This is a genomic window from Erwinia psidii (genome assembly GCF_003846135.1).
GTDB classification, from domain to species: Bacteria; Pseudomonadota; Gammaproteobacteria; order Enterobacterales; family Enterobacteriaceae; genus Erwinia; species Erwinia psidii.
Genome location: NZ_RHHM01000018.1, coordinates 56,112 through 81,877, shown reverse-complemented (window position 1 = coordinate 81,877; position 25,766 = coordinate 56,112). Strand labels below are relative to the sequence as shown.

General features: G+C 51.8%; 22 protein-coding genes, 1 pseudogene and 1 riboswitch. Of the genes and pseudogenes, 13 read left to right on the top strand and 10 right to left on the bottom strand.

Features of this window, described 5'->3' with window-relative positions:
• Positions 1 to 55 precede the first annotated feature (55 nt).
• Positions 56 to 1,513, top strand: a complete 1,458-nt coding sequence (locus tag EB241_RS18815) for a sugar porter family MFS transporter (RefSeq protein ID WP_124234620.1) — start codon at positions 56 to 58, stop codon at positions 1,511 to 1,513.
• A 79-nt stretch (positions 1,514 to 1,592) separates the two neighbouring features.
• On the opposite strand, the gene crcB is transcribed toward EB241_RS18815, so the two are convergent.
• The 8 genes from crcB to ulaA form a co-directional block, all read right to left on the bottom strand.
• Entirely contained in the window at positions 1,593 to 1,973 is a 381-nt protein-coding gene (crcB, locus tag EB241_RS18810; RefSeq protein WP_124234619.1) for a fluoride efflux transporter CrcB, read from the bottom strand.
• A gap of 78 nt (positions 1,974 to 2,051) precedes the next feature.
• Positions 2,052 to 2,124: riboswitch (Fluoride riboswitch) on the bottom strand.
• Between the two features lie 832 nt (positions 2,125 to 2,956).
• Positions 2,957 to 4,255, bottom strand: coding sequence for an MFS transporter (locus EB241_RS18805; RefSeq protein WP_124234618.1), 1,299 nt, complete (start codon positions 4,253 to 4,255; stop codon positions 2,957 to 2,959).
• Between the two features lie 158 nt (positions 4,256 to 4,413).
• Positions 4,414 to 5,103 (bottom strand): L-ribulose-5-phosphate 4-epimerase, encoded by a 690-nt coding sequence (locus EB241_RS18800; protein WP_124234617.1) that lies wholly within the window; start codon positions 5,101 to 5,103, stop codon positions 4,414 to 4,416.
• Positions 5,100 to 5,960 carry an L-ribulose-5-phosphate 3-epimerase gene (locus EB241_RS18795; protein ID WP_124234616.1) on the bottom strand — a complete coding sequence of 287 codons (861 nt, stop codon included), beginning with the start codon at positions 5,958 to 5,960 and terminating at the stop codon, positions 5,100 to 5,102. The genes EB241_RS18800 and EB241_RS18795 overlap by 4 nt, the downstream gene beginning before the upstream one ends.
• A 10-nt stretch (positions 5,961 to 5,970) precedes the next feature.
• Positions 5,971 to 6,627: a 3-keto-L-gulonate-6-phosphate decarboxylase UlaD gene (locus EB241_RS18790; RefSeq protein ID WP_124234637.1), complete on the bottom strand. Its 657-nt coding sequence runs from the start codon at positions 6,625 to 6,627 to the stop codon at positions 5,971 to 5,973.
• Positions 6,628 to 6,639: 12 nt separating this feature from the next.
• A complete protein-coding gene (gene ulaC, locus EB241_RS18785) occupies positions 6,640 to 7,122 on the bottom strand; it encodes a PTS ascorbate transporter subunit IIA (protein ID WP_124234615.1) in 483 nt (160 codons plus the stop codon).
• A 56-nt stretch (positions 7,123 to 7,178) separates the two neighbouring features.
• Positions 7,179 to 7,487, bottom strand: a complete 309-nt coding sequence (gene ulaB / locus EB241_RS18780) for a PTS ascorbate transporter subunit IIB (RefSeq protein WP_124234614.1) — start codon at positions 7,485 to 7,487, stop codon at positions 7,179 to 7,181.
• Complete coding sequence (gene ulaA, locus EB241_RS18775) at positions 7,484 to 8,923, bottom strand: PTS ascorbate transporter subunit IIC (RefSeq protein WP_124234613.1); 1,440 nt, start codon at positions 8,921 to 8,923, stop codon at positions 7,484 to 7,486. The genes ulaB and ulaA overlap by 4 nt, the downstream gene beginning before the upstream one ends.
• A gap of 393 nt (positions 8,924 to 9,316) precedes the next feature.
• Between ulaA and ulaG the strand changes: the two genes are divergently transcribed.
• The 12 genes and pseudogenes from ulaG to dcuR all read left to right on the top strand — a co-directional run bounded on the left by ulaG (position 9,317) and on the right by dcuR (position 21,508).
• Complete coding sequence (gene ulaG, locus EB241_RS18770; RefSeq protein WP_124234612.1) at positions 9,317 to 10,381, top strand: L-ascorbate 6-phosphate lactonase; 1,065 nt, start codon at positions 9,317 to 9,319, stop codon at positions 10,379 to 10,381.
• A 107-nt stretch (positions 10,382 to 10,488) separates the two neighbouring features.
• Complete coding sequence (ulaR, locus tag EB241_RS18765) at positions 10,489 to 11,244, top strand: HTH-type transcriptional regulator UlaR (RefSeq protein WP_124234611.1); 756 nt, start codon at positions 10,489 to 10,491, stop codon at positions 11,242 to 11,244.
• 219 nt (positions 11,245 to 11,463) lie between these two features.
• A pseudogene (locus EB241_RS21650) lies at positions 11,464 to 11,764 on the top strand (IS4 family transposase); the annotation flags it as partial.
• A gap of 364 nt (positions 11,765 to 12,128) precedes the next feature.
• Complete coding sequence (locus tag EB241_RS18760; protein WP_124234610.1) at positions 12,129 to 12,986, top strand: MurR/RpiR family transcriptional regulator; 858 nt, start codon at positions 12,129 to 12,131, stop codon at positions 12,984 to 12,986.
• A gap of 128 nt (positions 12,987 to 13,114) precedes the next feature.
• Entirely contained in the window at positions 13,115 to 14,458 is a 1,344-nt protein-coding gene (locus EB241_RS18755; RefSeq protein WP_124234609.1) for an aspartate aminotransferase family protein, read from the top strand.
• Entirely contained in the window at positions 14,455 to 15,006 is a 552-nt protein-coding gene (locus EB241_RS18750) for a carboxymuconolactone decarboxylase family protein (RefSeq protein ID WP_124234608.1), read from the top strand. The genes EB241_RS18755 and EB241_RS18750 overlap by 4 nt, the downstream gene beginning before the upstream one ends.
• 135 nt (positions 15,007 to 15,141) lie before the next feature.
• Positions 15,142 to 15,894 carry a glutamine ABC transporter substrate-binding protein GlnH gene (gene glnH / locus EB241_RS18745; RefSeq protein ID WP_124234607.1) on the top strand — a complete coding sequence of 251 codons (753 nt, stop codon included), beginning with the start codon at positions 15,142 to 15,144 and terminating at the stop codon, positions 15,892 to 15,894.
• Between the two features lie 49 nt (positions 15,895 to 15,943).
• Positions 15,944 to 16,600, top strand: a complete 657-nt coding sequence (gene glnP / locus EB241_RS18740; RefSeq protein ID WP_124234606.1) for a glutamine ABC transporter permease GlnP — start codon at positions 15,944 to 15,946, stop codon at positions 16,598 to 16,600.
• A gap of 2 nt (positions 16,601 to 16,602) precedes the next feature.
• Positions 16,603 to 17,325, top strand: a complete 723-nt coding sequence (gene glnQ / locus EB241_RS18735) for a glutamine ABC transporter ATP-binding protein GlnQ (RefSeq protein WP_233592650.1) — start codon at positions 16,603 to 16,605, stop codon at positions 17,323 to 17,325.
• Positions 17,326 to 17,346: 21 nt separating this feature from the next.
• The gene (locus EB241_RS18730) at positions 17,347 to 18,366 is read left to right on the top strand and encodes a C45 family autoproteolytic acyltransferase/hydolase (RefSeq protein ID WP_124234604.1); all 1,020 of its coding nucleotides are present in this window, start codon (positions 17,347 to 17,349) and stop codon (positions 18,364 to 18,366) included.
• A gap of 803 nt (positions 18,367 to 19,169) precedes the next feature.
• Positions 19,170 to 20,792, top strand: a complete 1,623-nt coding sequence (locus tag EB241_RS18725; RefSeq protein WP_124234603.1) for a sensor histidine kinase — start codon at positions 19,170 to 19,172, stop codon at positions 20,790 to 20,792.
• Positions 20,789 to 21,508 carry a two-component system response regulator DcuR gene (gene dcuR, locus EB241_RS18720; RefSeq protein WP_124234602.1) on the top strand — a complete coding sequence of 240 codons (720 nt, stop codon included), beginning with the start codon at positions 20,789 to 20,791 and terminating at the stop codon, positions 21,506 to 21,508. Before EB241_RS18725 ends, dcuR begins: the two co-directional genes overlap by 4 nt.
• Here the strand turns inward: dcuR and EB241_RS18715 are convergent.
• Both EB241_RS18715 and EB241_RS18710 read right to left on the bottom strand, forming a co-directional pair.
• A complete protein-coding gene (locus tag EB241_RS18715) occupies positions 21,489 to 22,457 on the bottom strand; it encodes an FAD:protein FMN transferase (RefSeq protein ID WP_124234601.1) in 969 nt (322 codons plus the stop codon). The two genes, dcuR and EB241_RS18715, sit on opposite strands and share 20 nt — an antisense overlap.
• Before the next feature lie 52 nt (positions 22,458 to 22,509).
• On the bottom strand, positions 22,510 to 25,287 hold the full coding sequence (locus EB241_RS18710) for a flavocytochrome c (RefSeq protein ID WP_124234600.1): 2,778 nt from the start codon (positions 25,285 to 25,287) through the stop codon (positions 22,510 to 22,512).
• Positions 25,288 to 25,766 lie beyond the last annotated feature (479 nt).

The following is a 25,766-nucleotide window of genomic DNA, read 5'->3' as shown; positions in this document are numbered from 1 at the left end:
TCAGATGTGATCATTATCACACAATAACCACCACAGTATTATCCAGGAGTAACTTGTGACTGAACCATCGTATAGCGGGTCATCCAGCAGCACGGCGGGAGCATCATCGCCACCGACTGAGCCGCTGGTAAAAGTAATCGCCTTTGTAGCCACGCTGGGAGGATTGCTGTTTGGCTATGATACTGGCGTCATAGCAGGTGCCCTGCTTTTTATGAAGCACGATCTGCACCTCACTTCCCTGACCACCGGCATGGTGACCAGCTTTTTGATCCTGGGATCGGCGATTGGCGCCGTGTTTGCGGGCCGCGTTGCTGACCGTTTTGGCCGTAAAAAAGTCATCCTGATCATGGCTGTCGTTTTTATGATTGGCTCGCTGGGCTGTGCCATGGCGCCCAACGTTACCATCATGATTATCTTCCGCTTTATTCTGGGACTGGCGGTAGGTGGCGCGGCGGCTATCGTGCCGATTTACATCGCGGAAATTGTACCGGCCAACCGCCGCTGGCAGTTTGTTACCTTGCAGGAGCTGATGATTGTCTCCGGCCAGCTGATTGCCTACACCAGTAATGCCGCAATCAACGAAGTGTGGGGGGGAGAAACCACCTGGCGCTGGATGCTTGGAGTGGCCTGTGTACCGGCAGTGATTTTGTGGGTGGGGATGTTATTCCTGCCGGATACGCCGCGCTGGTACGCCATGCATGGGCGCTATCGTGAAGCGCGCGACGTGCTGGAGCGAACCCGCCATTCACGAATGGTTGAGCGCGAAATGAGTGAAATCCGTCAATCGATGGACCCCAAAAGCCAGAAAAACGCACGCAGGCAGAAAACCATTTCAGTATGGATGAAGCGCCTGGTGGCACTGGGGATAGGTATCGCCATGCTGCAACAGCTGTCTGGCGTCAATACCATTATGTTTTATGCCCCCACCATGTTGCAGGCAACCGGGCTGGGGACCAATGCCTCGCTGCTGGCCACCATTGCTAACGGCGTGATTTCGGTGATCATGACCTTTGTCGGCATTATGCTGCTCAGCCGGTTTGGCCGACGGCCTCTGCTGCTGGTGGGCCAGATTGGTTGTACCTGTACACTGCTGGCGATTGGCCTCGTGACCTTACTGATGCCAGAGACGGTCAACGGTCATCCTGATGTGCTCCGTAGCTATCTGGTGTTGGCTGGCATGCTGGTGTTTCTTTGCTTTCAACAGGGCGCACTTTCACCGGTGACCTGGCTGCTGCTGTCAGAGATGTTCCCAATGCGTATTCGTGGCATGGCCAACGGTATTTCAGTCTTCGCCATGCAGATGACCAATTTCTCCATCGCCTTTATGTTCCCCATTCTTCTGGAGAGCTTTGGTCTGACCATGACGTTCTTTGCCTTCGCTGCGGTTGGCGTCGCCGGTGGCATTTTCGCCGTGCTCTTCGCGCCGGAAACGAGGGGTAAAACGTTAGAACAGATTGAAAAGCACTTCAAAAAACACTTACAGGACGATCCAGCTCCTCAAACCATCGTTTAAGTAGCCCAGCGCGCCACGGATGGCGCACCTTTATATCGACATCACTCGAAGTGAGCGCACCACAGCCTGTTAAAGCGGATCATCCCAACAGCAGTGTCATCAGCCAGAACCCGGCAAAGGTCATCAGTAATGAGCCGATAACATGGGTTAACACTGAAATCAGTGCCCACAGCATCTTACCCGTCTGCATCAGCGTGATAATTTCCAGAGAAAAGGTAGAAAAGGTGGTCATTCCGCCACACAATCCGGTGGTGATCAGCAGTTTCCATGCCGGATCGATGTGCGGATTGCGCAGAAACCAGGCCATCGCCGCACCAATAATAAATCCCCCAACCAGGTTCACCAGCAGCGTACCAGGCGGCAACTCAGGAAATAAAGCGTTCAGGCGAATACCCAACAACCAGCGAATGACACAGCCCGCAGAACCACCAATAATGACGGCAATTAATGATTTGATCATGATCTCCTCAAAGGCGTTTACGGAGAGATGTTTTCAGGCAGGCCTCCCGAAACACATCCCTTTTCATGGTGAAAAGAAGTGGCATCAGGCGTCATCAGCCCCTTACTGGCGGGGCGGTTGGGAAAGGTGGAACACCATCACCTTGCGTACCAGCCTAATCAGCCGGACCTCGTTTTGCAATCCCCACGTGGGTACAGAAAAAACAGCCGTCGTCAGATGTCCTGCTTTGCCGGGCCTTGCGCTGACGATCTGACGGCAGGTTTGGTTGCAAATCGCACGCACTGTTTTCCCAATGAAAACAGGACGCGCTGGCGGCAGTTATTGTCAGCCGGCTGGCGGGTCATCTGTTGGTGCTTTATATCGCCGGATCCATGCTCTGTGCGAAACGTTATGTGACAGAGCCTCACATTAAAAGTCTAAAATGGTGAATGCGGCAGCGGTAACAGATAACCGATGCGGTGTCCTTATTGTGCGGCTAGCCCTTCACAAATATTCACATCGGATCCCGCTTCAATGGTCATTTATCTTTGTCCTGATGACCGGACGCCTGGCACTTACCACGGCAGATAAAAGGTCAACGGGCGGGCATGGTGCTAATGCCTGGCTGCCGGCGGCATCAGTCCCCCCTTTCACGGGGTGGGAACAATGTCGGGGTGACGTTTTACGCTGGCGCTGGGCCTGTTCGGGCAAATGCCCGTGTCCTGAGCGGCAGATTGATATCGCCTTTACCTTGCGGTTGCGGGTCATTGATTAAAACATCCTGTTTTGTATTGGATTATTTTCTATTGTGATCATTATCAGTAGGGCGTTACCAAAGGCGGATATCACCACGCCTCGGCCTGAAAGCATCACGGCCAGCGGCGTCGGTTGATAAGCCATCGGCGTATTACCATGCAGCCTGGTGATGAATGGCTCGCCCACGTTATTTTTGGCCCTGATTTACATCCGTTACGCTTGCCAACTCCCTGAACATAACATTATCGCTACGCCTGCTGTTCCGATTCGACCGGCACATCCTCTTCACTGTTGACCATCGTCGCCTGAATCTCTTCTTCCGCTATGGTTGGGTTTAACGCCGCAACCAGCGGAGAACTGGTCAGACTGTCAGGCATCGCCACATGCGGAATCGTTGCTTCAGCCTCCACCGGCTGCTTACTCACATGGAACTGGCTTATCATCGCAATACCAATCCCACAGATACAGAAGAAACCATACAGCATATTCCCGCCCAGTGGCTGCATCAGTACCCCGGTTATCAGCGGACCAATACAGGCTCCAACGCCAAACGCCATCAGCAGGCAGGCCGTCAGCGAAACACGCCGTTCGGCCATCACGCTGTCATTTGCCATCGCCACAATCAACGGATAAAGAGAAAACTGCATCATGCTGGTGATGAACGCCGCCAGTACCACCCACCAGAAATCAAGCCGGGAAGGTAACACCAGCGGCAGCGCCACCAGCGCGTATAACAGTGCGGTATAGCGTAATAACCGGTGCCTGGCGGTTCGATCCGACAGCCAGGCCAGTGGGAACTGCGAGATTAATCCGGCAAAAATAGTGATCCCCATAAACAGGCCAGTTTGTTGCGTACTGAACCCCAGCATGCTGGTATAGACTGGGGTCATGCCATAGAACGCGCCAACCGCCATACCGGTAATCAGGGTGATCAGCAAAATCTTGGGGATAGTGCGGAAAAAATAGCCCAGCTCCATCGGGGCAGGCACCATTGGCTGCGCATTGGTGCGGGTAGTGAGCGCAATAGGCACCAGACAAAGGGCAAAACAGAGTGCCACAATCAGCAGGCTGCTGCTGCCTGAGCCAATCTGGGTCATCAGGATAATCTGTCCTGAAGAAAGGCCAAGGTAAGTCGCCGCCATGTAGAAACCAAATATCATCCCGCGCTGCTCGGTACTCGCCTGATCGTTCAGCCAGCTCTCCAGAACCATATACTGACACATCATGCACAAGCCAATGATAAGTCGCAGGAAAATCCACATTGGCAGATATTCGGTAATGCCGTGTCCCAGCACCGAGGCGGTAATAATCCCGGCACAGGCCACATAGGCACGAATATGCCCAACGCGGGCAATCAGGTTATGCCCGACTTTGCCACCAATCACCAATCCAATATAGTTCGCTGCCGTAATACCCCCGATAATCCCGCCGCTGATATGTTCGTGGGCCAAACGGAGTGAAACATAGGTCGTCAGCAGACCAGAACCAAGCAGCATTAACAGGGTAGTGGTATATAACGGTAAAAAAGTGCCAAGGATTTTTTTCATGATGGCTCCCTGTCGTCTGCATTCCAGGAAAAGGTCTTTTGAAAGCAAAACTGTAGACGTTCTTTCCTGTCAGACGCAAGGGAGCCTTATCGCTTGCGGAGGATTCTCAGGCGCTGGCTGTCCGCCTGGTGGCGGTTGAGCAGCCAGCGCCATGAGTATTACGTCTGCCCATAGTAGGCATCCGGGCCATGTTTACGGGTGAAATGCTTGTTCAGTAAGTATGCATCCATCACCGGGACCTGCCGGTTTAACGTGCCGGTTATCCAGGCCATTTTCGCCACTTCTTCCATAACCACCGCATTTTGCACAGCAATTTCAGGGGTTTTTCCCCAGCAGAAAGGACCGTGCTGTGACACCAGAATACCCGGCATATGCAGTGGATCGCTTGCCCCAATGGTGGCGGCAATCACTTTGCCGGTTTCCAGTTCATAGTTCCCGGCGACTTCTTCACGGCTCAACGGGCGGGTACAGGGTATGGCCCCCGCAAAATAATCAGCATGTGTTGTTCCTGATGCCGGGATTGCCGCCCCTGCCTGTGCCCAACTGGTTGCCCAGGTCGAGTGCGTATGCACAATGCCGCCGATCTCCGGGAAACGGGCATAAAGTTCAAGGTGGGTTGCGGTATCTGATGAAGGTTTGTTATTCCCCTCCACTCTCCGCCCATCCAAATCGACCACCACCATATCGCTGACGTTCATCTCGTCGTAAGGCACCCCGCTGGGTTTAATCACCACCAGACCACGCTGGCGATCGATGGCGCTGACATTTCCCCAGGTCAGTGTCACCAGACCATGTTCGGGAAGTGCCATATTGGCCTGATAAACCCGACGTTTCAGCGCTTCTGTCATGCCGCCACCTCCATATTAATTCCGGCCTGCTGCATCTGTCGGATGACCCAGGCGCGTGCCTGGCGGACTTCCTGCAGCGGGTCCTCCGCTGACTCACTCCACATTTCGATCAAATACGGCCCACGGTAGCCACTGTTCTGTAAGGTACGAAAACACTTTTCGAAATCCACCACGCCGTGACCAAAAGGCACATTTTTAAACACCCCAGGCAGGGTATCTTTGATATGGACCGCCACAATATGACCGGCACCACTTTCCAGCTCCATCTGCACATCGTTATCCCATGCGGACAGATTGCCGATGTCGGGATAGAGCTGAAACCAGGGATTGTTCAGATAATGGCTGTAACCCAGCGCCTTGCTGATTGAGTTCATCAGCGGATAATCCATGATTTCCATCGCCAGCATCACCTGAGCCCGGCTGGCCATCTGCACCGCCAGTTCCAGTCCTTGCCGAAAACGTTCACGGGTGTGGGTATTCGCCTGTTGATACCAGACATCATATCCCGCCAGCTGAATAACTCTGATCCCCAGATCCTGAGCCAGCACGATAGCTTTTTGCATAATCTCCAGCCCGTGGTTACGGGTGTCGTCATCCTCCGCACCCAGCGGATAGCGACGATGAGCACTGAGACACATGGAAGGGATACGTACTCCCGTAAGCGCTATCGCATTAATGACGGCCATTCGCTGTTCGGCAGACCATTCCAGCCTCGCCAGACGTCCATCACTTTCGTCCACCGACATCTCAAGAAAATCAAACCCCAGCGTTTTAGCCTGACTGAGACGGACAACCCAGTCATCCCCCGGTGGCAGAGCTTTTTCATAGATCCCAAGGGGGACAGTGTTGTAACTCATCATATTCCCCTCAGCCCCAGAGTGACGCGATGGACGCTTTAAACTGTCTGGCAGCGATGACGGGGTCCTTCGCGTCGCGAATACTGCGTCCGGCAATAAATACATGCACCGGGATGTCACTGAACAGGGGTAAATCTTCCAACGCCAGCCCTCCGGTAACGGTTACCCTGAAGCCCATCTCAGAAAGGCGTTGGATGGCCGAAATATCATTCCCGCTCCAGGCGACGCCAGCGGCCTGGGCATCGCGGCTGCGGTGGTAGACGACCTGAGCGATCCCGGCTTCACGCCATGAAGCCGCCTGTTGCCATGTCCAGTGTCCGGTCAGTTCAATTTGCACATCACCGCCATACTCTTTTGCCACTTCAAGCGCGCCTTTAATGGTGTTGATATCCGCGCAGCAGATGACGGTAACCCAGTCAGCGTTGGCGTCAAAACACATGCGGGAGAGGATCTTCCCGGCATCTGCAATCTTGGCGTCAGCCAGTACGATCTTTTCAGGATACAGCGCTTTCAGATCGCGCACGGCACGGACACCTTCAGCGACACACAAAATCGTCCCCACTTCAATAATATCCACCTCCGCAGCAATCAGCCGGGTGGTGTTATAAGCGTCATCCATGGACTGGTTGTCCAATGCAATCTGTAACAACGGAAGGGATTTTTTCATCATAAATTCCTTTTAGATAGCCAGGGGTGTGGCTGAATGTTCGGAAGTACGGTCAATTAAATCAAGTACCTGCTGGGCGGTAGTACAGGCGCGTAGTCGATCGAAGTTTTGTTCATCTTCAAACAGATTAACCACCTGCATAATGCCGACCTCCTGATGTGTCGTGGCATCCTCAGCCGCCAGCGTGATCAAAATATCTACCGGATCGTTGTCTTCATGATTGAAATTCACCGGGGTTTTCAGGGTGACCAGCGAAAATCCGGTTTTCAGTACCCCTTCTTCCGGCCGACCGTGTGGCATTGCCAGGCCAGGCGCGATAACGAAATAGGGGCCGTAGCGCTCAACGCCGTCAAGAATGGCCTGGTAGTAGCGCGGCTCCACCACCTTCGCCTCTGTTAATAAATCCACACCAATACGAACCGCCTGCTGCCAGTTATCGACTTCTACCTGCAAACGTATTGACCGATTTTCGGCCAGAGAATCGCGTAGTTTCATCGGTACTCCCTGCTTTTATTTGGTTAGGGAAAACGACTTTTCTTTTCATGCTGACCCTACTTCAGAACAGAGGAAGGGAATTTTTCATTGATGACATCCATGATTTTCGGACCGAAATCATCGGCTGAAAGCATATTGCGCACGCCAATGACATATTTATTACCACTCACGGTAATTTCATTTGCGACGTGCGTTGACGCCACAATAATGTCGGCAGCAGCCAGTTCAGATTTATATTCACCTACGGCACAACTGTTGAGGGTATGTTGTACCCCCTGCTGGGTAAGGAACTGTCCAATTTTCATTTTCATGATCATTGAGCTTCCTTGCCCACAGCCACACACAGCCAGAATTCGTACTGTCATTTGTCTGTCTCCACGTTAAGTGAGCGGGATACTTCCGCTGAGGCGGATTGTTTTGTAGCCTGCTTTTCAGCATTTTCTTCAAGGCGAAGGCGGCGCCCGGCAAAAAACATATACAGCAGAGAAATCATCACGATAACGCCCATAAAAAACATGCCGGTACTGGCAAAGCCCTGCATTAATGGAGGAGCAAGAATCGACCAGTCAGCCATTCCCATCCAGGCACTGAGCGAGGTCAGCTTGATTGCCCACACGCAGCCAAAAATCTCCAACATGCCCATAATCAGACAAATCTTCAGTGCTGCCCGCCAGCCACCATAGTGGTTGGCGAAGACACCGATGGTGGCGTTGGAGAAGAACATGGGAATAAATCCGGGGATGATCATAATTGCTGACCCCATCGCCATCAGTATACCCACCGCGATCAGTTGACCGATGGTCCCCCACATAAATCCCCAGACCACGGCGTTGGGAGAAAAGCTGTAAATTGCCGCGCAATCGATAGCCAGCACCGCCCCCGGAATGAGCCGCTGAGAGATTCCGTTAAAAGCTTCGCTCAGTTCCGCCACAAACATACGAACGCCCTGAATAATGATAAAAATCGCCACGGCGAACATTAAACCGGTTTGCAGGATATAAATTGTCCAGTGGGTTTTGCCGGCCATTTGTTGCAGAGTGTCTAACCCGAACGAGCACAGAATCGCGCCGAAGAACAGCGTCATGACAATGGCAGTGGACACGATGTTATCGTGAAAGATATTCAACCAGCCCGGTAACTTCAGATCTTCAACGCTTTCCTCTTTCCGTCCCATATAAGGCGCGAGCTTGCAGGCCAGCCATGACGCAAACTGCTGCTGGTGACCAATGGAAAAGCCACTGTTATCAGTGACTGCCTGTGTAGGTTTGAACATCATGTTCGACGTTATCCCCCAATAGAGCGACACCAGGATTGCCGTTGCCCATATGGTCGACCACATCGGATAGCCGAGAATGTAGAAAAACACCGCAATTACCCCGGCCTGCTGAAACATAATGTGCCCGGTTAACATAATGGTACGTATGCCCGTTAGCCGACGTAAAAGGACATAGAGGATATTCAACCCCAGCGCGATCAGCACAGCATAGCCAACCCAACTGTAGGCATCCCCCATCCGCTCAACCGTTGCCATCATTGACGCATAGGTATCTGATATTGCGCCATTAATGCCGTAAACCTCTGACATTTTGGCAACCAGTGGTTTGAAGGTGCCAGTCAGAATACCGGACCCTGCCTGAAGTAACATAAAACCGATGATGGTTTTTATGGTGCCTTTAATCACCACACTGACGCTTTTTCTGAGCAGGAGGTATCCCGTCATCGTCACAATGCCCAACAGCAAGGGAGCATTGGTCATTACCTGATCAAAAAAAACGGTGAACACGGTATAGAACCATTCCATATTGATCTCCGTTATCCCCAGCAGATTGAGCAGGCACCACGCCTGGATTCACGATCGCACGCTGACTGGGACAGAAGAACTCTAACGCTCAGATAAAATCATTAAAAGATTAAATATGATTATTTGTGAGCGAAATCGCAAGACCCGCCGTTGCATGACTCACCAGCACAGCAGTGAACCCCAGTTTATATGAGTAAATTCAAAACGATAAAATAAGATAAAACGCGACCCGGTTTTTTCCGATAGCATTAAATAGCGGATACAAAGACTAATCTGGCTGTTTCGTCATCATTGCATCCTGAAACATCAAATGTTAGCCTGCATTTTAAGTCACAAATAATCACAATGTGAGCACTTATGATTATAATATTTTTTATATGATGAGGGATTAACATGAGTAAAGTAGAAAGCATCAGCCGCGAATCCTGGATACTCAGTACGTTTCCTGAGTGGGGAACCTGGCTGAATGAAGAGATTGAGCAGGAACAGGTAGTACCCGGCACATTTACTATGTGGTGGCTGGGTTGTACGGGGATCTGGTTAAAGAGCGAAGGCGGTGCCAACCTCTGTGTCGATCTCTGGTGCGGCGTAGGCAAGAAAACTCACGCGCAAGCCCTGATGAAAAAAGGCCATCAGATGCAGCGAATGGCCGGCGTAAAAAAGCTACAGCCTAACCTCAGGACCACCCCTTTTGTTATCGATCCTTTTGCTATCAAAGATATCGATGCCATCCTGGCAACCCACGACCACAACGATCATATTGACGTTAACGTTGCCGCTGCGGTGATGCAAAACTGTGCCTGCGACGTTCCTTTTATTGGCCCACAAACCTGTGTGGATCTCTGGGTAAGCTGGGGTGTGCCTGTTGAACGTTGCATCGTAATGAAACCCGGTAAAGTGGTACGCATCAAGGATGTGGAGATCCACGCACTGGACTCCTTTGATCGAACCGTACTGATCACCCTGCCTGCGGATCAGATCGCCGCCGGAAAATTGCCGGACACCATGGATCAGCGGGCGGTAAACTACCTGTTCAAAACTCCCGGCGGTAATCTGTACCACAGCGGTGATTCTCACTATTCCAATACCTACGCGCAGCATGGCAATGAGTATGATATTGATGTCGCGTTGGGGTCATATGGTGAAAACCCACGCGGCATTACCGATAAAATGACCAGCGTTGATATTTTACGTATGGCTGAGTCACTGAATACCAAAGTGGTCATTCCTTTCCATCATGATATCTGGTCAAACTTTCAGGCCGATCCACAGGAAATTCGCCAACTGTGGGAAATGAAAAAAGATCGCCTGCAATATGGCTTTAAACCCTACATCTGGCAGGTCGGCGGCAAATTCACCTGGCCGAACGACAAAGATAACCTTGAATATCATTATCCAAGGGGTTTCGATGATTGTTTTACCACCGCCCCAGACCTGCCTTTTAAAGCATTTCTTTAAATCACCTATGGCGGGGAAAACGTCCCCGCCTGTGCAAAAAATGAGTATTGAATGATTTTTTTGCTCAACTATAATCATAATAAATGCTCATTTCATGCGGAGTCACCATGACAGAACTACAACGCCACCATGCGATCCTTGAACTGTTACAACGTCAGGGCCACATTTCTGTCACCGAAGTGATCGACAGTTTTGCCATATCACCCGCGACGGCGCGCCGCGATATCACCAAATTAAATAAACTGGGTAAATTACGTAAGGTGCGTAATGGTGCTGAAGCGGTTACCTTGCCTCACCAGAGCTGGACGCCACTCAATATTCATCAGACCGAAAATATTGATGAAAAGACGCGGATTGCCAGAGCCGCTGCTCAGCTCTGCAAACCGGGCGAAAGTGTGGTGATAAACTGCGGCTCAACCGCTTTTCTGCTTGGCCGGGAAATCGGTGGTAAAGGGATCCAGGTGATCACCAACTATCTGCCTCTGGCTAATTATCTCATCGAACAGGAACATGACAGCGTGGTGATCATGGGTGGCCAGTATCATCAAAGCCAGGCAATTACGCTTGCCCCACCGGATGGTGACGCGAGTCTGTATGCCGGTCACTGGATGTTTACCGGCGGTGCGGGGCTGACTCAGGACGGCTTGTATAAAACCGATATGCTGACCGCGATGGCTGAGCAAAAGATGCTGAACTATGTGGGTAAGCTGGTGGTGCTGGTGGACAGCAGTAAAGTGGGCCAGCGTGCCGGCATGTTGTTCAGCCGCAGCGAGCAGATTGATGTGCTGATTACCGGTAAAGATGCGGATGCCGGGGTGATCAGCAGGCTCCAGCACCAGGATGTTCAGGTGATTCTTGTGTAGCGGCATCGATGCACACCTTATCAGAACCGGGCATTATCAACCCGAATCAGGCCTGAGACAGGTCCGGTACCGAACACGAAATGTACACTCAGACAAAACAGTTCACACCATCGTTGTAAGAACAGCCTGCACAACCATACGGACAGGCAAAGCGTTTTTCTCCGTGAGGCGTACGGAAAATAATGTAAACGCGCCAGACCGCGATACAGGAAGTTTTATGAAAAAAGCGAGCGCTTCGGGTTCGTTCTCTGTGCCTGTTACGGTCATTCCACCGGAAGAATGCTGGTTCTGAGCCTGCTGGCGACGCTGAGCACAATCGTGGGCCTGCTGGTTATCACGCTGAAAATAAAGGATTACATCTGAGGCAGATGGCTAACCGTATTTAATCACGGCGTATTATCCCGTATCTGAAATTAGCGGAGAATATCTCACGACACTTCCCGTTAATATTAATTCTAAGGGTACTGAGTAGCGTTTTTAGCCATTCCCCAGAACCTGGCGAAACAGGGTGATGATTTATGGGGAGACCTCAGGGCCACCGTCCCGATATAAAGACCAAAACGCAGCGGACAAAAACAACGTATCAGAACTTTATTTTCTGGTTATAAATCATATAGTTAAAAGATAAAATAAACTGCGACACTACTTCTCCAGACGATCATCCCCAGCACGATCCTGGCCGATCTTTTTAATCACCGCGACCAGCAACAGGCAGGAAAATCGCCGCAGCAAAGGCAGAATGCCTGATAATAATCCCCTGTCCTGCAACTCACCAGGACGCAATGCAGTGCGGATTTTTCTATTGCGTATGAATGTGTTTATATCAGGCTACCGACAATACCACTGCCGCTACGCTTTTAGCCGCAAACAAGACCTGTAACGATATGAATCTTAGAGAAAAAATTGTCAGTCAGTTCAGCTCACTCTCGCCAGAATTACAGCGGGCCGCCGAATTCTCCCTGCAACACGCCAATCAACTGGTGGTGCAGTCAATGCGCGCGTTTGCCGCAGAAGGTGACATCAAACCCGCCACATTGCTGCGACTGGCGCAGCGCCTGGGCTATCAGGGCTGGGCAGAGTTAAAAAGCGCACTGATTGACGATATTGGACTGCGAAATGATACCTATGTATCCAGAGCAGAAAAACTGATTGCTAAAGGAACCCAGCCTGAATTGTACCGTGAGGTTTTTCAGGCACACCAAACCAATCTGGCGTTCACTCAGACAGAAAATCAGGAAAAAATGCAGCAGGCTGTCACGCTGCTGGATGAGGCGACCAATGTCTATATTGGCGGTTTCCGGGCCAGCTTCCCTGTAGCCTGGTCGCTGTTTTATGTATATCGTCTGTTCAACCGCCAGGTCACGCTCATTGATGGTCTGGCCAGCAATATCGAAGTGTTCACCCGTGAATTCACCCCCGCCGATTGTGTTTTGCTGACCAGCTTTGCACCTTATTCCCGTGAGTCGCTGGCCGTACTGGATGCCGCGCTGAAAGCCGGCGCACATATTGTCGCCATTACCGATTCGCCCGTTTCTCCTCTGGCGCAGTCCGCCCACTGCACCTTACTGTTCTCCGTCGACAGCCCATCATTCTTTCCTTCCGTGGTGTCTGGCATGGGGCTGGCGGAATGTCTGCTGGCGATGCTGGTGGCGCGTCATGGCCGGGATGCCGTCAGCAAAATTGACAATGCAGAACACTATCTGATTGATTCAGGTGCTTATGTTACCCGCAGCAAATCCTGAAAGATTCATTTGTTTCTGTCATAAGAAAAAACAATACACATGAATCTTATTTTAATTGACGAGATCCAAATGGATCATGCAAGATGCTTTCAGCCTATTGTGCAGTCGTTTCAGGAGCAGCAAGCAGCATGAGTCAGATCATCCACCGCAGCCTACGTACCACACCAGCCACCGCGGTCAGCGCAGAAGGGTGCTATATCACCGATGCCAGCGGCAGGCGTTACCTTGATGCCTGCGGTGGGGCTGCGGTCTCCTGCCTGGGACATGGCCATCCTGAAGTACTGGCAGCGATGCACAAACAGATTGATCGGCTGGCCTATGCCCATACCGGTTTTTTCACCAGTGAAACCGTTGAACAGCTGGCAGAACAACTGACGCGCACTGCCCCGGGCGATCTCAACTATGCCTATTTTGTTTCCGGCGGGTCTGAAGCGGTGGAAGCTGCCCTCAAGCTGGCGCGCCAGTATTGTGTTGAAACGGGTCAGCCAGAACGCACCCTCTTTATTGCACGCAAGCAGAGTTATCACGGTAATACCCTGGGCGCGCTGGCGGTGGGGGGCAACGAATGGCGCCGTCGCCAGTTTGCTCCCCTGCTGATTGATGTCGTGCGTGTATCTGCCTGCAATGAATACCGCGACCGCCAGGATAATGAAAATCAGCAGCAATACACTCAGCGCCTGCTCGATGAGCTGGAACAGGCGATCCTGACGGCTGGCCCGGAAAAGATTATTGGTTTTTGCGCCGAGACGGTGGTGGGTGCCACCACCGGCGCCACACCGCCTACGCCCGGGTACTTTAGCGGTGTGCGGGCGTTGTGCGACAAATACGGCATCCTCTATATTGCTGATGAAGTGATGTGTGGCATGGGACGGACCGGTACCCTACACGCTTTCGAACAGGATGGCGTGATACCGGATATTGTCACCGTTGCCAAAGGATTAGGCGGGGGCTATCAGCCGATTGGCGCAGTGCTGGTAAGTGAAAAAATCGTCTCCGCGCTTCAGGCAGGTAGCGGGATGTTCCAGCATGGACACACCTATATCTGCCACCCGACAGCCGCGGCAGCAGCGCTGGCAGTACAGCAAATTATCGAGCGCGATAACCTGCTGGAGCAGGTACGACAGCAGGGAGATTACCTCCACAGGGCACTGCGTGAGGTGCTGGGAGAACTGCCCTGTGTCGGCAATACACGTGGTTGGGGTCTGTTTGCCGGGGTTGAACTGGTACAGGACAACGCGACCAAAACGCCGTTTGATCCCTCACTGAAGTTGCACGCGGCGATTAAATCATACTGTATGGCACACGGGCTGATGGTATATCCGATGGGCGGCACCATTGACGGGCAATATGGCGACCATATACTGATCGCACCCCCCTTTATTGTGACCCGCCCCCAGTTGGATTTTGTGGTGGAAACACTGTCTCAGGCCATCAGAGCAACAACCCGCACACTTGCCGGATATCAGCAATGAACCGTTTACCGCCGCTGCCAGAATCACAGTGGAACCCCGAACAGCGTCAGCTGGCTGAAGAGATTATTAACGGGCCGCGTGGCGCTTTATTACCGCCTTTTGAACCTCTGCTACGCAGCCCGGAGCTGATGGCCCATGCGCAGCGCATGGGGGAATATCTGCGTTACCGCAGCGCGCTGGGCCAGCGACTGTCAGAACTGGCCATTCTGCTGACTGCCCGTCACTGGTCACAGCCTGTGGAATGGGCAATTCATGCACCGATTGCCCGCGAAAAGGGCATCGCTGCCAGCGCGGTGCAGGCAATAAATGAACAACGTCTGCCGAAAGATTTACAGGCAGATGAATGGGTGGTTTACCATTTCTGTCAGCAACTCCATCAGCAAAAAAACGTCAGCGACGACATCTGGCAGCAGGCCATTGCCCTGTGGGGTGAAAAAGGCGCGGTCGATTTGATTGGCATTAATGGTTATTACAGTTTTCTTGCAATGATGATGAACGGCGCACAGACGTCGGTACCCGACAGTGAGGATTTTATTATTCCGGCATGATGTGTTACCCAATACAGGTGCCCGTCACGTTCAGTTTTCCGTATGTTTATATGGGCAGCTGAACGCTATCAGCAAGATAATATTTATATTCTATCAGGACAATTCCCAGCTATTTCACTGACACCGAGGATTATCATGCCCACTTTTTTTAAAAAATTAACGCTCACCCTGGCACTGGTTGCCTGTTCTGCGAGTTTTGCCGCAATGGCTCAGGATAAATTAACGATCGGTGTCGATACCGCTTTTGTTCCTTTTGAATTTAAAAAAGGCGACAAATATGTCGGTTTTGATATCGATTTATGGGATGCCATTGCAAAGAAAATGCATGTCAGCTATGAATTACGCCCAATGGATTTCAGTGGTTTAATTCCTGGCCTACAGTCGCGCAATCTGGATGTGGCAATGGCAGGAATAACCATTACTGACGCCCGTAAGCAGGTAATCGATTTCAGCAACGGTTATTACAATGCAGACCTGTTAATTGCGGTAAAAAAAGTGGATAACGGTATTACCAGGTTCAGTGATTTGGCCGGTAAAAAAGTGGGACTGAAACAGGGAACCGCCGCCGCCAGCTTTATGAAAAAAAAATATAAAGCGAATTATATTGAGTTTCCAAATATCGACAATGCCTATCTTGATTTGCAGGCAGGTAATATTGACGCCGTTGTGCACGACTCTCCAAACGTTCTTTATTACGTTAAAACGGCCGGGGATGGCAAGGTCAAGTCAACCGGCGAGACAGACAGCATTCTGCCACAGCAATACGGCTTTGCCATGCAAAAAAACAGCCCCCTGACTGAGAAAGTCAATGCCGCACTTGAGGCTCTACACAGCGATGGCACCTATAACAAAATCTATGTTAAATGGTTTAACAAACAGCCAAAATAATCTTTTCAGGCCGATAATCTCGGCCTGAACCCGCAACGCTGGTTATCATATGAACGTTGAATCAAAATATATATGGGAATCCCTGCCGCTGTTACTTCAGGGCATGGAAATGACTTTATTAATATCACTGTCTGGTTTATTCGGTGGTTTCATTATTGGCCTGTTGGCAGGCACCTGTCGTGCACTTGGTGGTCGCCTGTCAAAAACCATCTCGCTTATTTTTGTCGAACTTATCCGAGGTACACCAATAATGGTTCAGGTGATGTTTATTTATTTCGCCTTACCTATGGCGCTACCGGCACGCATTGATCCAATCACCGCTGCAATTGCCACCATTGTAATTAATTCAGGCGCTTATATTGCAGAAATTACCCGTGGTGCGATTTTATCGATCAACAAAGGATTTAAGGAAGCCAGCATGGCCATGGGATTATCTCAACGAGGTACACTATGGTACGTTATTATGCCGCTGGCATTACGTCGCATGATCCCGGCACTGGGTAACCAGTGGATTATCAGTATTAAAGATACCTCACTTTTCATTGTTATTGGGGTGGCAGAGTTAACCCGTCAGGGGCAGGAAATTATTGCCGGAAACTTTCGGGCACTGGAAGTATGGACAGCCGTAGCACTGATGTATTTGATGGTGACGTTATGTCTGAGTTTACTGCTAAAACAACTGGAGAAAAGGATCCATATTTTATGAGCATGGTGGAATTTAATGCAGTCTCCAGGCATTTTGGTGCGACCCAGGTACTGCGTGATATTAATTTAAAAATTGATGCCGGAGAGGTCGTGGTGATTATTGGCCCATCAGGTTCGGGAAAATCCACCCTGTTGCGTTGTATCAATAAGCTGGAAGACATTTCATCCGGTACGCTGCTGGTGGCGGGTATGCATATCACCGATCCGCACGCCAATGAATGCGACATTCGCCGCGAAGCTGGGATGGTATTTCAGCAATTTCATCTTTTTCCACACCTGACGGCGCTGGAAAACGTCATGTTTGGCCCAATCCGCGTGCGTAAACAAAGTAAAAAGGCCGCGCGGCTGCTGGCGCTCTCACTGCTGGATCGCGTTGGTTTAAGCGAGCGCGTAAACCACTACCCTGCCGAGCTTTCTGGTGGTCAACAGCAGCGAGTGGCCATTGCCCGCGCGCTGGCGGTGAAGCCACGCATGATGTTGTTTGATGAGCCAACGTCGGCACTTGACCCGGAACTGCGTCATGAAGTTCTGAAAGTGATACGCTCGCTGGCAGAGGAAGGGATGACGATGGTGATCGTCACGCATGAAATCGCTTTTGCCCGCGATGTGGCATCAAGAGTGATATTTATTGACGGTGGCACGATTACGGAAGATGGCCCCCCGGACAGACTTCTCAGGGCCAACAGTAATCCCCGGCTTAATGCGTTTTTACAGCATGTTTCATAAATATAACCTGATGGCCAGACAATGAAAAAAATTGACATCCGTGGTTCTGCTTTCTCTGTCGGCCAGCAACTGGGGGAGTCAGGCCGTGATGCATGGCATAAAAAACTGACGCAAACCCGGCTATGGCAAACGGTTATCGGCCTGTCAGCGTCAGATCATATACAGGCAATGCGCACGGCGGTTATCGGGCAATACCCGCTGATTTGGCAGGAGCTACAGGGCATGGCGCAAGGGCTGGAAGCACCGCTGGAAGAGGTCTTTGCGTGGAACTGCCGTGGCGATTTGCTCCGTTCCACTTCTGATGGATGTTCCACAATTGCAGGTGGCAGCGCGACGGGAAGCTGGGTGATTGCCCATAACGAAGATGGTTTTCCACAGCTGCGCGAGGAGTGTGCCCTGGCCAGCATCACACCAGACGACGGCCCGGCCTTCCTCAGCTTTATTTATCCCGGTTCGATACCCGGGCATACTTTCTCCGTCAATGAGAAGGGGATCGTCAACACGGTAAACAATATTCGCGTACTGCACCGTCCCGCCGGTTTACCGCGCCAGGTACTGGCCCGCGCCGCGCTCAATGCCAGTTCCCTCGATGAAGCAATCCTGCAACTTACCTCCCCTGTCCGCGCCGGTGCCTTTCACCATACGCTGGCTCAGATGGGCGATAACCGTCTGTTCAGCGTCGAGGCTACGGGTGCGGGGTGTTCGGTGGTACAGGTGACAGGCACGATGGGTCATTCCAATCACCTTATTCATGCTGAAATGGCCAATGTAGCACAGGTGATAACAGACAGTTCTGCGGCACGGCAGGCAACACTGAAAATCCTGTTGAAAAGCGCTCATCCGTTGAATACCGAAGTGGCCAGAACCATTTTATCCGATCAAAGCAATGCGGAGCTACCAATCTGCCGCCTGTCGCCACAGGATCCCGATGATGAAAACACCCTTGCAACCGCCGTGTTTGACGTGGGGACACGGCAAATCGGATGGCAAATTTTCGGCATTGACCGCCATATACCGCTTTTCGAGGGACAGACAGGCTAATCCTTATGTTGCCAGCACCACGAAAGCTTCAGTCCACCGCAGGTGGCATCATGCGGTTCAGATTGTGTGCGTTAATCTGACCGTTGACCACTCTGACAGCTCAATATTCACCGTGGCAGCCCCCCGGCTGATGCAACAGACCGACGATATTTTGCCGGGGCCTGGGATAATCTCCTCGCGGACAGCGGCCCGGAGCGGGTAGCGCGCCCACGCCGCTGATGTCGTGATACCGCCTGCTGTCATCACGCAGGCCAAAGATTCGACGCTGTTTCAGCCCGTTGCCGTCTTCCTGCCGGCCTGATTACATGCACCAGAGGGGGGCGAATTGTCTTTTACGTTGAGCAAAAACCGGGCGCAAACTTCCAGGTTAAAGTTTCCGGCACACAGACCGATATAGTTAGTACTTAACCAAAACTGCCAGTGATGATTATGATACTAATTAAACCGATCGAACTTTTAATACTATCCATTACAATCATCTACTGCTGCGCCATGTGCTCGTGGTTCTGGTAAAACATACGCTGGTGACGGGATGTAATTCGCGCTGCACTCCACCGGGAGGACAGACCACACCTTGCGCTGTTCACATCAGGCAGTAACAGCATGGCCGGGCTGGCAGCCCATGATTCCGGGACAGATACAGTCAGTTATTCCACCAACCGCTGCTGGCGATACCGTTATCCCTCCGTGCAATCAGCAGAGTGGAGGACTCATCCCTTCATGTCACCATTGTCATCTGCCTGCTTTATCAAAAGAGCGCCATCAGCGATAATCACCCTTTGCGCTTTTGCCGTGGGAAAATAATGACTGACTCGCAACGGGATGGGACAGCACGCAAACGGCCAATGAAACTGAGTATCTCGGTGTCGCTGATGGTAGGCAGCGTGATTGTCTCAATGCTACTGGTTGTTTATACGCTGTACTTTGTCCATATCAGCAATCTCACCCGTGACGGAGTGAAAGCAGCTGCCTTTGCCGTCGCCAGAACGCTGGCTGATGATCCCGTGATAAAACACGGTCTGCTCCTTCCTCCTGACCGGAATCTGATCCAGCCAGTGGCCGGTCGTGTTCAGCAGCGTAACGGACTGATGTTTGTGGTGGTCACCGATATGCACGGTATCCGCTACTCACATCCCAATCCTGCCACCATTGGCGCACGTTTTTTCGGAAACGATATCAATCCCACCCTGGCAGGACATGAAAATGCAGCCATAAACCGCGGCACGCTGGGCGATGCAATGCGCGTTTTCACGCCGGTGTATAACGATAAACAACGGCAAATTGGCGTGGTTTCCGTCGGGATTTCCCTCAGTAAAGTTACGGATCAAATCAGCCGCAGCCGCTGGAACGTCCTGTGGACCCTGCTATTCAGTGCACCGATTGGCGCCCTGGGGATAGGTATTCTGGTCAGGATGCTGAAACAGGTTCTGTTCGGCCTTGAACCTTATGAAATTTCCTCACTGTTTATACAACGCCAGGCGATGCTGCAATCCCTGAAAGAAGGCGTGATTGCCGTCGACAGCCAGGGACGGGTTACGCTGATTAATCACGCCGCCCGTAAAATGCTGCTGTCAGCGGACGAGCTACAGCAAGGTAAACGCGTGGAGCCAGGACCGCTGGTTGCCACGCTGGGTGAGGTGGTACGCAGCGGAAAACCGGTACAGGACCGGGAAATCCGCAGTTATGGCCGACTTTTTCTCTGCAATATCCTGCCCGTTCGTAACAATAATCAGGTGATTGGCGCAATCAGTACCTTCCGCGACAAAACCGAAATGCAGTTGCTGATGCAGCGGCTGGATGGCATGGTCAGCTATGTTGACGCGCTGCGCGAACGCTCCCATGAATTTATGAATAAGCTGCATGTTATCCTTGGTCTGTTGCATATGAAAAATTACCGCCAGCTGGAAGATTACATCCTGCAAACCGCCAATAACTATCAGGAGGAGATCGGCGCTTTGCAGCATAAAATCCGATCGCCAGTAGTCGCAGGCTTTCTGCTGGGCAAGATGGATCGTGCACGGGGAACCGACCACGTATTGACGCTGGCTGAAGAGTGCCTGGTGCCTGATAATCCAAATGAACAGCAGGTGACCGGGCTGATTACCGTGCTTGGCAACCTGATAGAGAACGCTCTTGAGGCGCTGTCAGAGCAATCCGGCGGCGAAGTGAGCGTACTGTTGCATTATCAGAACGGCTGGCTGGGCTGCGAAGTCAGTGACGACGGCCCCGGCATTGCCCCTGAACATATTCAGGCGATTTTTCAAAAGGGATTTTCCACCAAAGGGGGTGAGCACGGCGTTGGGTTAACCCTGGCCCAACAGCAAGTGGAACAGCTTGGCGGCAGTATTACCGTGGAATCCGAGCCGGGTGTGTTTACCCAATTTTTTGTTCAGTTACCCTGGGACAGTGAAAGGAAAGATTCGTGATTAATGTATTAATCGTTGACGACGATGCGATGGTCGCAGAGCTTAACCGCATCTATGTCAGCCAGATACCGGGCTTTGAGTGCTGTGGCCACGCGACCACGCTGCGTCAGGCTGAAGAGATGATCAATAATCCTTCGCTGCATATCGACCTGATCCTGTTGGATGTCTATCTGCAACAGGATAACGGTCTGGATCTGCTGCCCATTCTGCGTGCCACAATCAGTCCGATTGATGTGATTGTGATTTCATCCGCCGCTGATGCTGCCACCATCCAGAAATCAATACATTACGGCGTGGCAGACTACCTGATAAAACCCTTTCAGTTCCCCCGTTTTGAGGAGGCTCTGACCGGCTGGCGCGAGAAGAAAAAACTGATGGGTTCGCATCAGTATTATGAACAGGCTGATGTGGACAGACTGATCCACGGCGGTACGCCTGTGGCTGCCGATGCACGTAAGCTACCGAAAGGACTGACGCCACAAACCCTGCGCACTCTCTGTCAGTGGATTGATGCACATCCGACAAACGAATTTTCTACCGACGAGCTGGCGGGAGCAGTCAATATCTCACGGGTGTCCTGCCGTAAATATCTGATCTGGCTGGCACAGATTGATATTCTTTTCACCAGCGTGCACTACGGTCTGACCGGCCGTCCGGTCTATCATTACCGCCTTAAAGCGGAGCATCACGAGCTGCTTAAACAGTACTGCCAGTAATCAGCCGATAGTCGTTGTCCAGCAGCGTAAAAGAGAACTGCGTGGCAGAAGAGAGGATCACCTCACGTTGTCTGGTGACAAATATCGCCTCAATGCCCGGTTGTTGACGCAGAAGTGCACAACCCTTTTTCACGCCTGCGCCGAAGACCAATGTACTCCAGATATCGCCGTCGAGTGAATCAGTAGAAACAATGGTAACGCTGTCAAGTTCGTTGTCCAGCGGATAGCCGGTTTGGGGATCGAGGATATGGTGATAGCGCCGTCCATCCTGTTCGAAGTAACGTTCATAGGTCCCTGACGTGACCACCGATTTGTCTGTTACGCTAATCGCCCCCACCAACGCATCGGCGGTGGCAAAAGGCTTTTTCAGTCCGACAGACCAGCCGTCGGCTGGCGATCCCAGCGTCTGAACATTCCCCCCAAGATTGATTAGCCCCTGTGCTACCCCCTGCGATTTCAGATAGTCACGAACCCGATCAGCAATAAACCCTTTGGCTATCGCACCAAGGTCAATTTCCATCCCGAAACGGGTCAGGAACACCGTACCAGCGGCTTCATCCAGAACCACCTGCTGTGGCCATGTGCGCGGCAACAGGGCCGCTATCTCATCAGCTGGCGGCACGCTGTCCCCCTGGAATCCAATGCGCCAGCGTTTAACCAGTGGACCAATGGTCAGATTAAAGCAGCTGTCCTTCAGCAGGCTTGCCGCCAGCGCACATTTGATCAGCACAAATACCGGTGCGCTGACCGCCACCGCATGGCGACCCGCCGCCCGATTAATATTCATCACTTCGGAACGGGCGCGGTTGACGGTCAGCAGGTCTTCGTATTTTTTGATCAAACGGAACACCTGAGAGGCAAGAGCCTCATTGTGTTCAAACAATTTCAGCCGGATAGGGGACCCCATCAACACGGCAGAGTACTCATAAATACGGCGCTCAGATGACATGCCTGGCTCCTGTTGCTTTGCGCCCCGCTGGCTGACGGGGCGCGAGGGAGGCTTAACGTTTTGCCCGACGTGCCGCCTGCTGGCCTGCCAGGATGCCGAAGATGATAATATCAGCAACCGCATTGCCACCAATACGGTTGCCACCGTGGATCCCCCCCACCACTTCTCCGGCAGCAAATGCTCCGGGGATCACCCGTTGCTGCTTATCCAACACCGCCGTTTCCGTATTGGTGGTCACGCCGCCCATCGTGTGATGAACGCCTGGCGCGATGCGGATGGCAAAGAACGGGCCATTCTTCAACGCGTTGCGCATCGCCGTTTTGCGGCCAAACTCGGTGTCATCCTGCTGTTCAACAAAGCCATTGTAGCGTTCGAGCGTGGCCAGGAACTGGTGATGATCGATACTCAGACGCTCAGCCAGCTGACGCGGAGAGTCCGCGCTGACCACAAATCCCCGTGCTATATACTCATCTGCGGCCTTATTTTTAACCCGGACATTTTCATCAAAGATGATCCAGGCGTTTTTCTCCGGCAGCGCAATAATCTGTGCCGAGACTTTATCGCGGGTTTCCATCTCGTTGCAGAAACGGTTGCCCTGCTGATCAATGAGGATAGCACCGCCACCGCGAATGGATTCCGAAATCAGGTACGAACTGTTCTGCTCCACCGTTGGGTGGATCTGGATCTCGCCCATATCCACGATCCCCGCCCCGATATTCTCCAGCAAAGCGATACCGCTTCCGGTTGCGCCCTTGTGGTTGGTGGTGACAAAGCCCGCCAGATCCGGGCGGTATTTGACCACCATCTGGTGGTTAGCACTGAAGCCACCGGTCGCCATGATAATACTGCGGGTACGGATGCTTATCTGTTCGTTTTCGTCATTTAGCAGCAGTACGCCGCTAACCTCACCCTCCCGCATCTGAATTTCAACCACTGACGTATCGGACATCACGGTGATACCGCGACGGGCCACATTGCGCACCAGTCCGCTGATCAGATAACTGCCCACTGCCGATCCGTCTCTTGGCCGGTGGGTACGATCGATGCTCATGCCGCCGGTGGTGGTAATGTCATTCAACATGATGCCATGGCTGGCAAGCCATTCGATCGCCTGGGGCGCGTTTTCAACAAAGCGATGCAGCAGCGCGACATTATTTTTGTTTTTACCGCCTTTCAGCGTTTCAGCATAGAAGCGCTCTTTGCTGTCCTGAATGCCTTTGACCCGTTGAAAACGGGTTTCTGCTGCGTTCATTCCGGCAGAAGCCTTAATCGTATTGCCGCCAATGGTCGGCATTTTTTCGACGATCAGTACGCGGGCACCTTCATCATGGGCCTGGATCGCCGCGGCCAGACCTGCACCACCACTGCCCACCACCACCACATCAAACGCTTCCGTTGCGGCAGTGCTACCGCCCTCTTCCGCCTGGCGTGCCCTGCTGGATTTTACCATCGCTTTGGATACCGCTTTTTTCACCGCTTCACTCTGTGAGGTCGCGCCAGAAATGGCGTCCACATGTGGGCTGTTGGCTTTGAGGATCCGGTGACATATTTCGCTAAAGCTGGTCGTAAAACTGACATCGTCCGCGGGTCCGGTCGCCAGCTCAATCTCCGCAATACGATCGGTTTCAAGACGGACGCCGATGGTCAACGTGTGAGTATCGTTCTGCACTTTTTCAACAAAGGTACCCGGCTTAAATTTTGCCTCAGCCATGCTCATATCACGGATCATCGCCTCAACCAGCGAGAAACGCCACAATGGTTCAGGGATCTGCTTCGCTTCACGCTGCGTGCTGTCGATAAACAGCGTCAGCTGTTCACCGCTGGCAATGCGATCGGCCCAGTCGGGATAAGCAATGCAGGCGCGGCCGACGGCCACCAAATCGTAACCACTCGCCAGCGCCTGAAGGGCATCGGCTTCATTCACCACCCCACCCACGCCCATCACCGGGATCTCAGCCAGAGCAGGTGAGCGCTGTGCCAGATATTTACTGATTAAGGGGGTCGGATCGGTGGTTTCCACAATCGACGATCGCAGTGCATGACCCATTGAGAAATGCAGATAATCCAGCCCGCGTGCCGCCAGTTTTTCCAGTAACCACATGGTGTCATCAAAACAAATACCGGGAACTTCTATCTCTTCCGGTGAGAAACGATAGCCAACAATAAAGGCATCGTCAGCATACTCGCGCACCATCTGTCGGGTGATATCGACAACCGCCAGTGGAAATCTGGCGCGGTTATCACGACTGCCGCCCCATTCATCATCGCGCTGATTGGAACCAGGAGAGTAAAACTGCTGGATAAGATAGGTGTTTGCCCCGTGGATCTCCACGCCATCAAAACCTGCCTGAATGGCGCGCCGGACACCTTCACCAAACTTCAGCACCATGCCTGCCACCTCTTCCGTGGTTAGCGCAATGGGTGTCACCGCGCCCTCTCGCGGCGCCGCTAAAGCACTGGGTGCCACGGGCGTGCGACCACCGATAAATGTCGGGTCGACCATGCGGCCACCGTGGTAAATTTGCAAAATCGCTTTGGAACCTTCGCCATGGATTGCCGCCGCGATCTTTGCCAGACCCGCGATTTTTTCATCGTTATCGATGCCAATCGCCCCCGGAAAAGCCAGTCCCAGATCATCAATAAAGCAGCATTCCACGACAACAGTACCGATACTGCCCGCACGCGCCCGGTAATACTCAACAAGTTCACCGGTGACGGTTCCATCAAAATAACCGGTACAGGTGGTCATCGGCGCCATCAGCAGGCGGTTTTTCAGTTCAATACCATTAGGTAATGTAAATGGGCTGAAGATAAGCGATTCATTGCTCATAATTGTCAACTCCGGGATTTTTAAAATAGAAAATTAAATTCGGCTGCCGACGCTATTTTTAGTTCTGATTATTTATCGGGATCGTGCCGCCAATATAATCCTATTTTTAATTACTAAAGCAGTTACATTAGTTATAAAACTATTGAAGCAATATAAACAGTAAAAAACACATAAGATAATTCTCTTTAAAATAAAAAAATTACATTTAACGCAGGAAATATAACGTTTCTTTTACCTTTGCCGCCTGCCACAGAAAGCCTTACGCAGTGCGGGATGCTGCCAGAATGCATTTACCTGAAATCGTTAGTGGATTTTAGCAAGAACAATCTTAAGTTTTTTTAATTCAATCAGGTAAAAAACAAACCTTACAGATAAGTAAGATATTTATTATATTAAATCCGAAATAAACAAAGGTGATTTCTTGATCCTGATCAAATATCCCACCATCAAAAGGCGCAAAATATAAATATCCAGTTAAT

What these genes read in the sequence shown, in the direction of transcription:
- crcB (WP_124234619.1), bottom strand. Translation starts at nt 1,973, where the DNA reads ATGATCAAATCATTAATTGCCGTCATTATTGGTGGTTCTGCGGGCTGT.
- EB241_RS18805 (WP_124234618.1), bottom strand. Translation starts at nt 4,255, where the DNA reads ATGAAAAAAATCCTTGGCACTTTTTTACCGTTATATACCACTACCCTG.
- EB241_RS18800 (WP_124234617.1), bottom strand. Translation starts at nt 5,103, where the DNA reads ATGACAGAAGCGCTGAAACGTCGGGTTTATCAGGCCAATATGGCACTT.
- EB241_RS18795 (WP_124234616.1), bottom strand. Translation starts at nt 5,960, where the DNA reads ATGAGTTACAACACTGTCCCCCTTGGGATCTATGAAAAAGCTCTGCCA.
- EB241_RS18790 (WP_124234637.1), bottom strand. Translation starts at nt 6,627, where the DNA reads ATGAAAAAATCCCTTCCGTTGTTACAGATTGCATTGGACAACCAGTCC.
- ulaC (WP_124234615.1), bottom strand. Translation starts at nt 7,122, where the DNA reads ATGAAACTACGCGATTCTCTGGCCGAAAATCGGTCAATACGTTTGCAG.
- ulaB (WP_124234614.1), bottom strand. Translation starts at nt 7,487, where the DNA reads ATGACAGTACGAATTCTGGCTGTGTGTGGCTGTGGGCAAGGAAGCTCA.
- ulaA (WP_124234613.1), bottom strand. Translation starts at nt 8,923, where the DNA reads ATGGAATGGTTCTATACCGTGTTCACCGTTTTTTTTGATCAGGTAATG.
- ulaG (WP_124234612.1), top strand. Translation starts at nt 9,317, where the DNA reads ATGAGTAAAGTAGAAAGCATCAGCCGCGAATCCTGGATACTCAGTACG.
- ulaR (WP_124234611.1), top strand. Translation starts at nt 10,489, where the DNA reads ATGACAGAACTACAACGCCACCATGCGATCCTTGAACTGTTACAACGT.
- EB241_RS18760 (WP_124234610.1), top strand. Translation starts at nt 12,129, where the DNA reads ATGAATCTTAGAGAAAAAATTGTCAGTCAGTTCAGCTCACTCTCGCCA.
- EB241_RS18755 (WP_124234609.1), top strand. Translation starts at nt 13,115, where the DNA reads ATGAGTCAGATCATCCACCGCAGCCTACGTACCACACCAGCCACCGCG.
- EB241_RS18750 (WP_124234608.1), top strand. Translation starts at nt 14,455, where the DNA reads ATGAACCGTTTACCGCCGCTGCCAGAATCACAGTGGAACCCCGAACAG.
- glnH (WP_124234607.1), top strand. Translation starts at nt 15,142, where the DNA reads ATGCCCACTTTTTTTAAAAAATTAACGCTCACCCTGGCACTGGTTGCC.
- glnP (WP_124234606.1), top strand. Translation starts at nt 15,944, where the DNA reads ATGAACGTTGAATCAAAATATATATGGGAATCCCTGCCGCTGTTACTT.
- glnQ (WP_233592650.1), top strand. Translation starts at nt 16,603, where the DNA reads ATGGTGGAATTTAATGCAGTCTCCAGGCATTTTGGTGCGACCCAGGTA.
- EB241_RS18730 (WP_124234604.1), top strand. Translation starts at nt 17,347, where the DNA reads ATGAAAAAAATTGACATCCGTGGTTCTGCTTTCTCTGTCGGCCAGCAA.
- EB241_RS18725 (WP_124234603.1), top strand. Translation starts at nt 19,170, where the DNA reads ATGACTGACTCGCAACGGGATGGGACAGCACGCAAACGGCCAATGAAA.
- EB241_RS18715 (WP_124234601.1), bottom strand. Translation starts at nt 22,457, where the DNA reads ATGTCATCTGAGCGCCGTATTTATGAGTACTCTGCCGTGTTGATGGGG.
- EB241_RS18710 (WP_124234600.1), bottom strand. Translation starts at nt 25,287, where the DNA reads ATGAGCAATGAATCGCTTATCTTCAGCCCATTTACATTACCTAATGGT.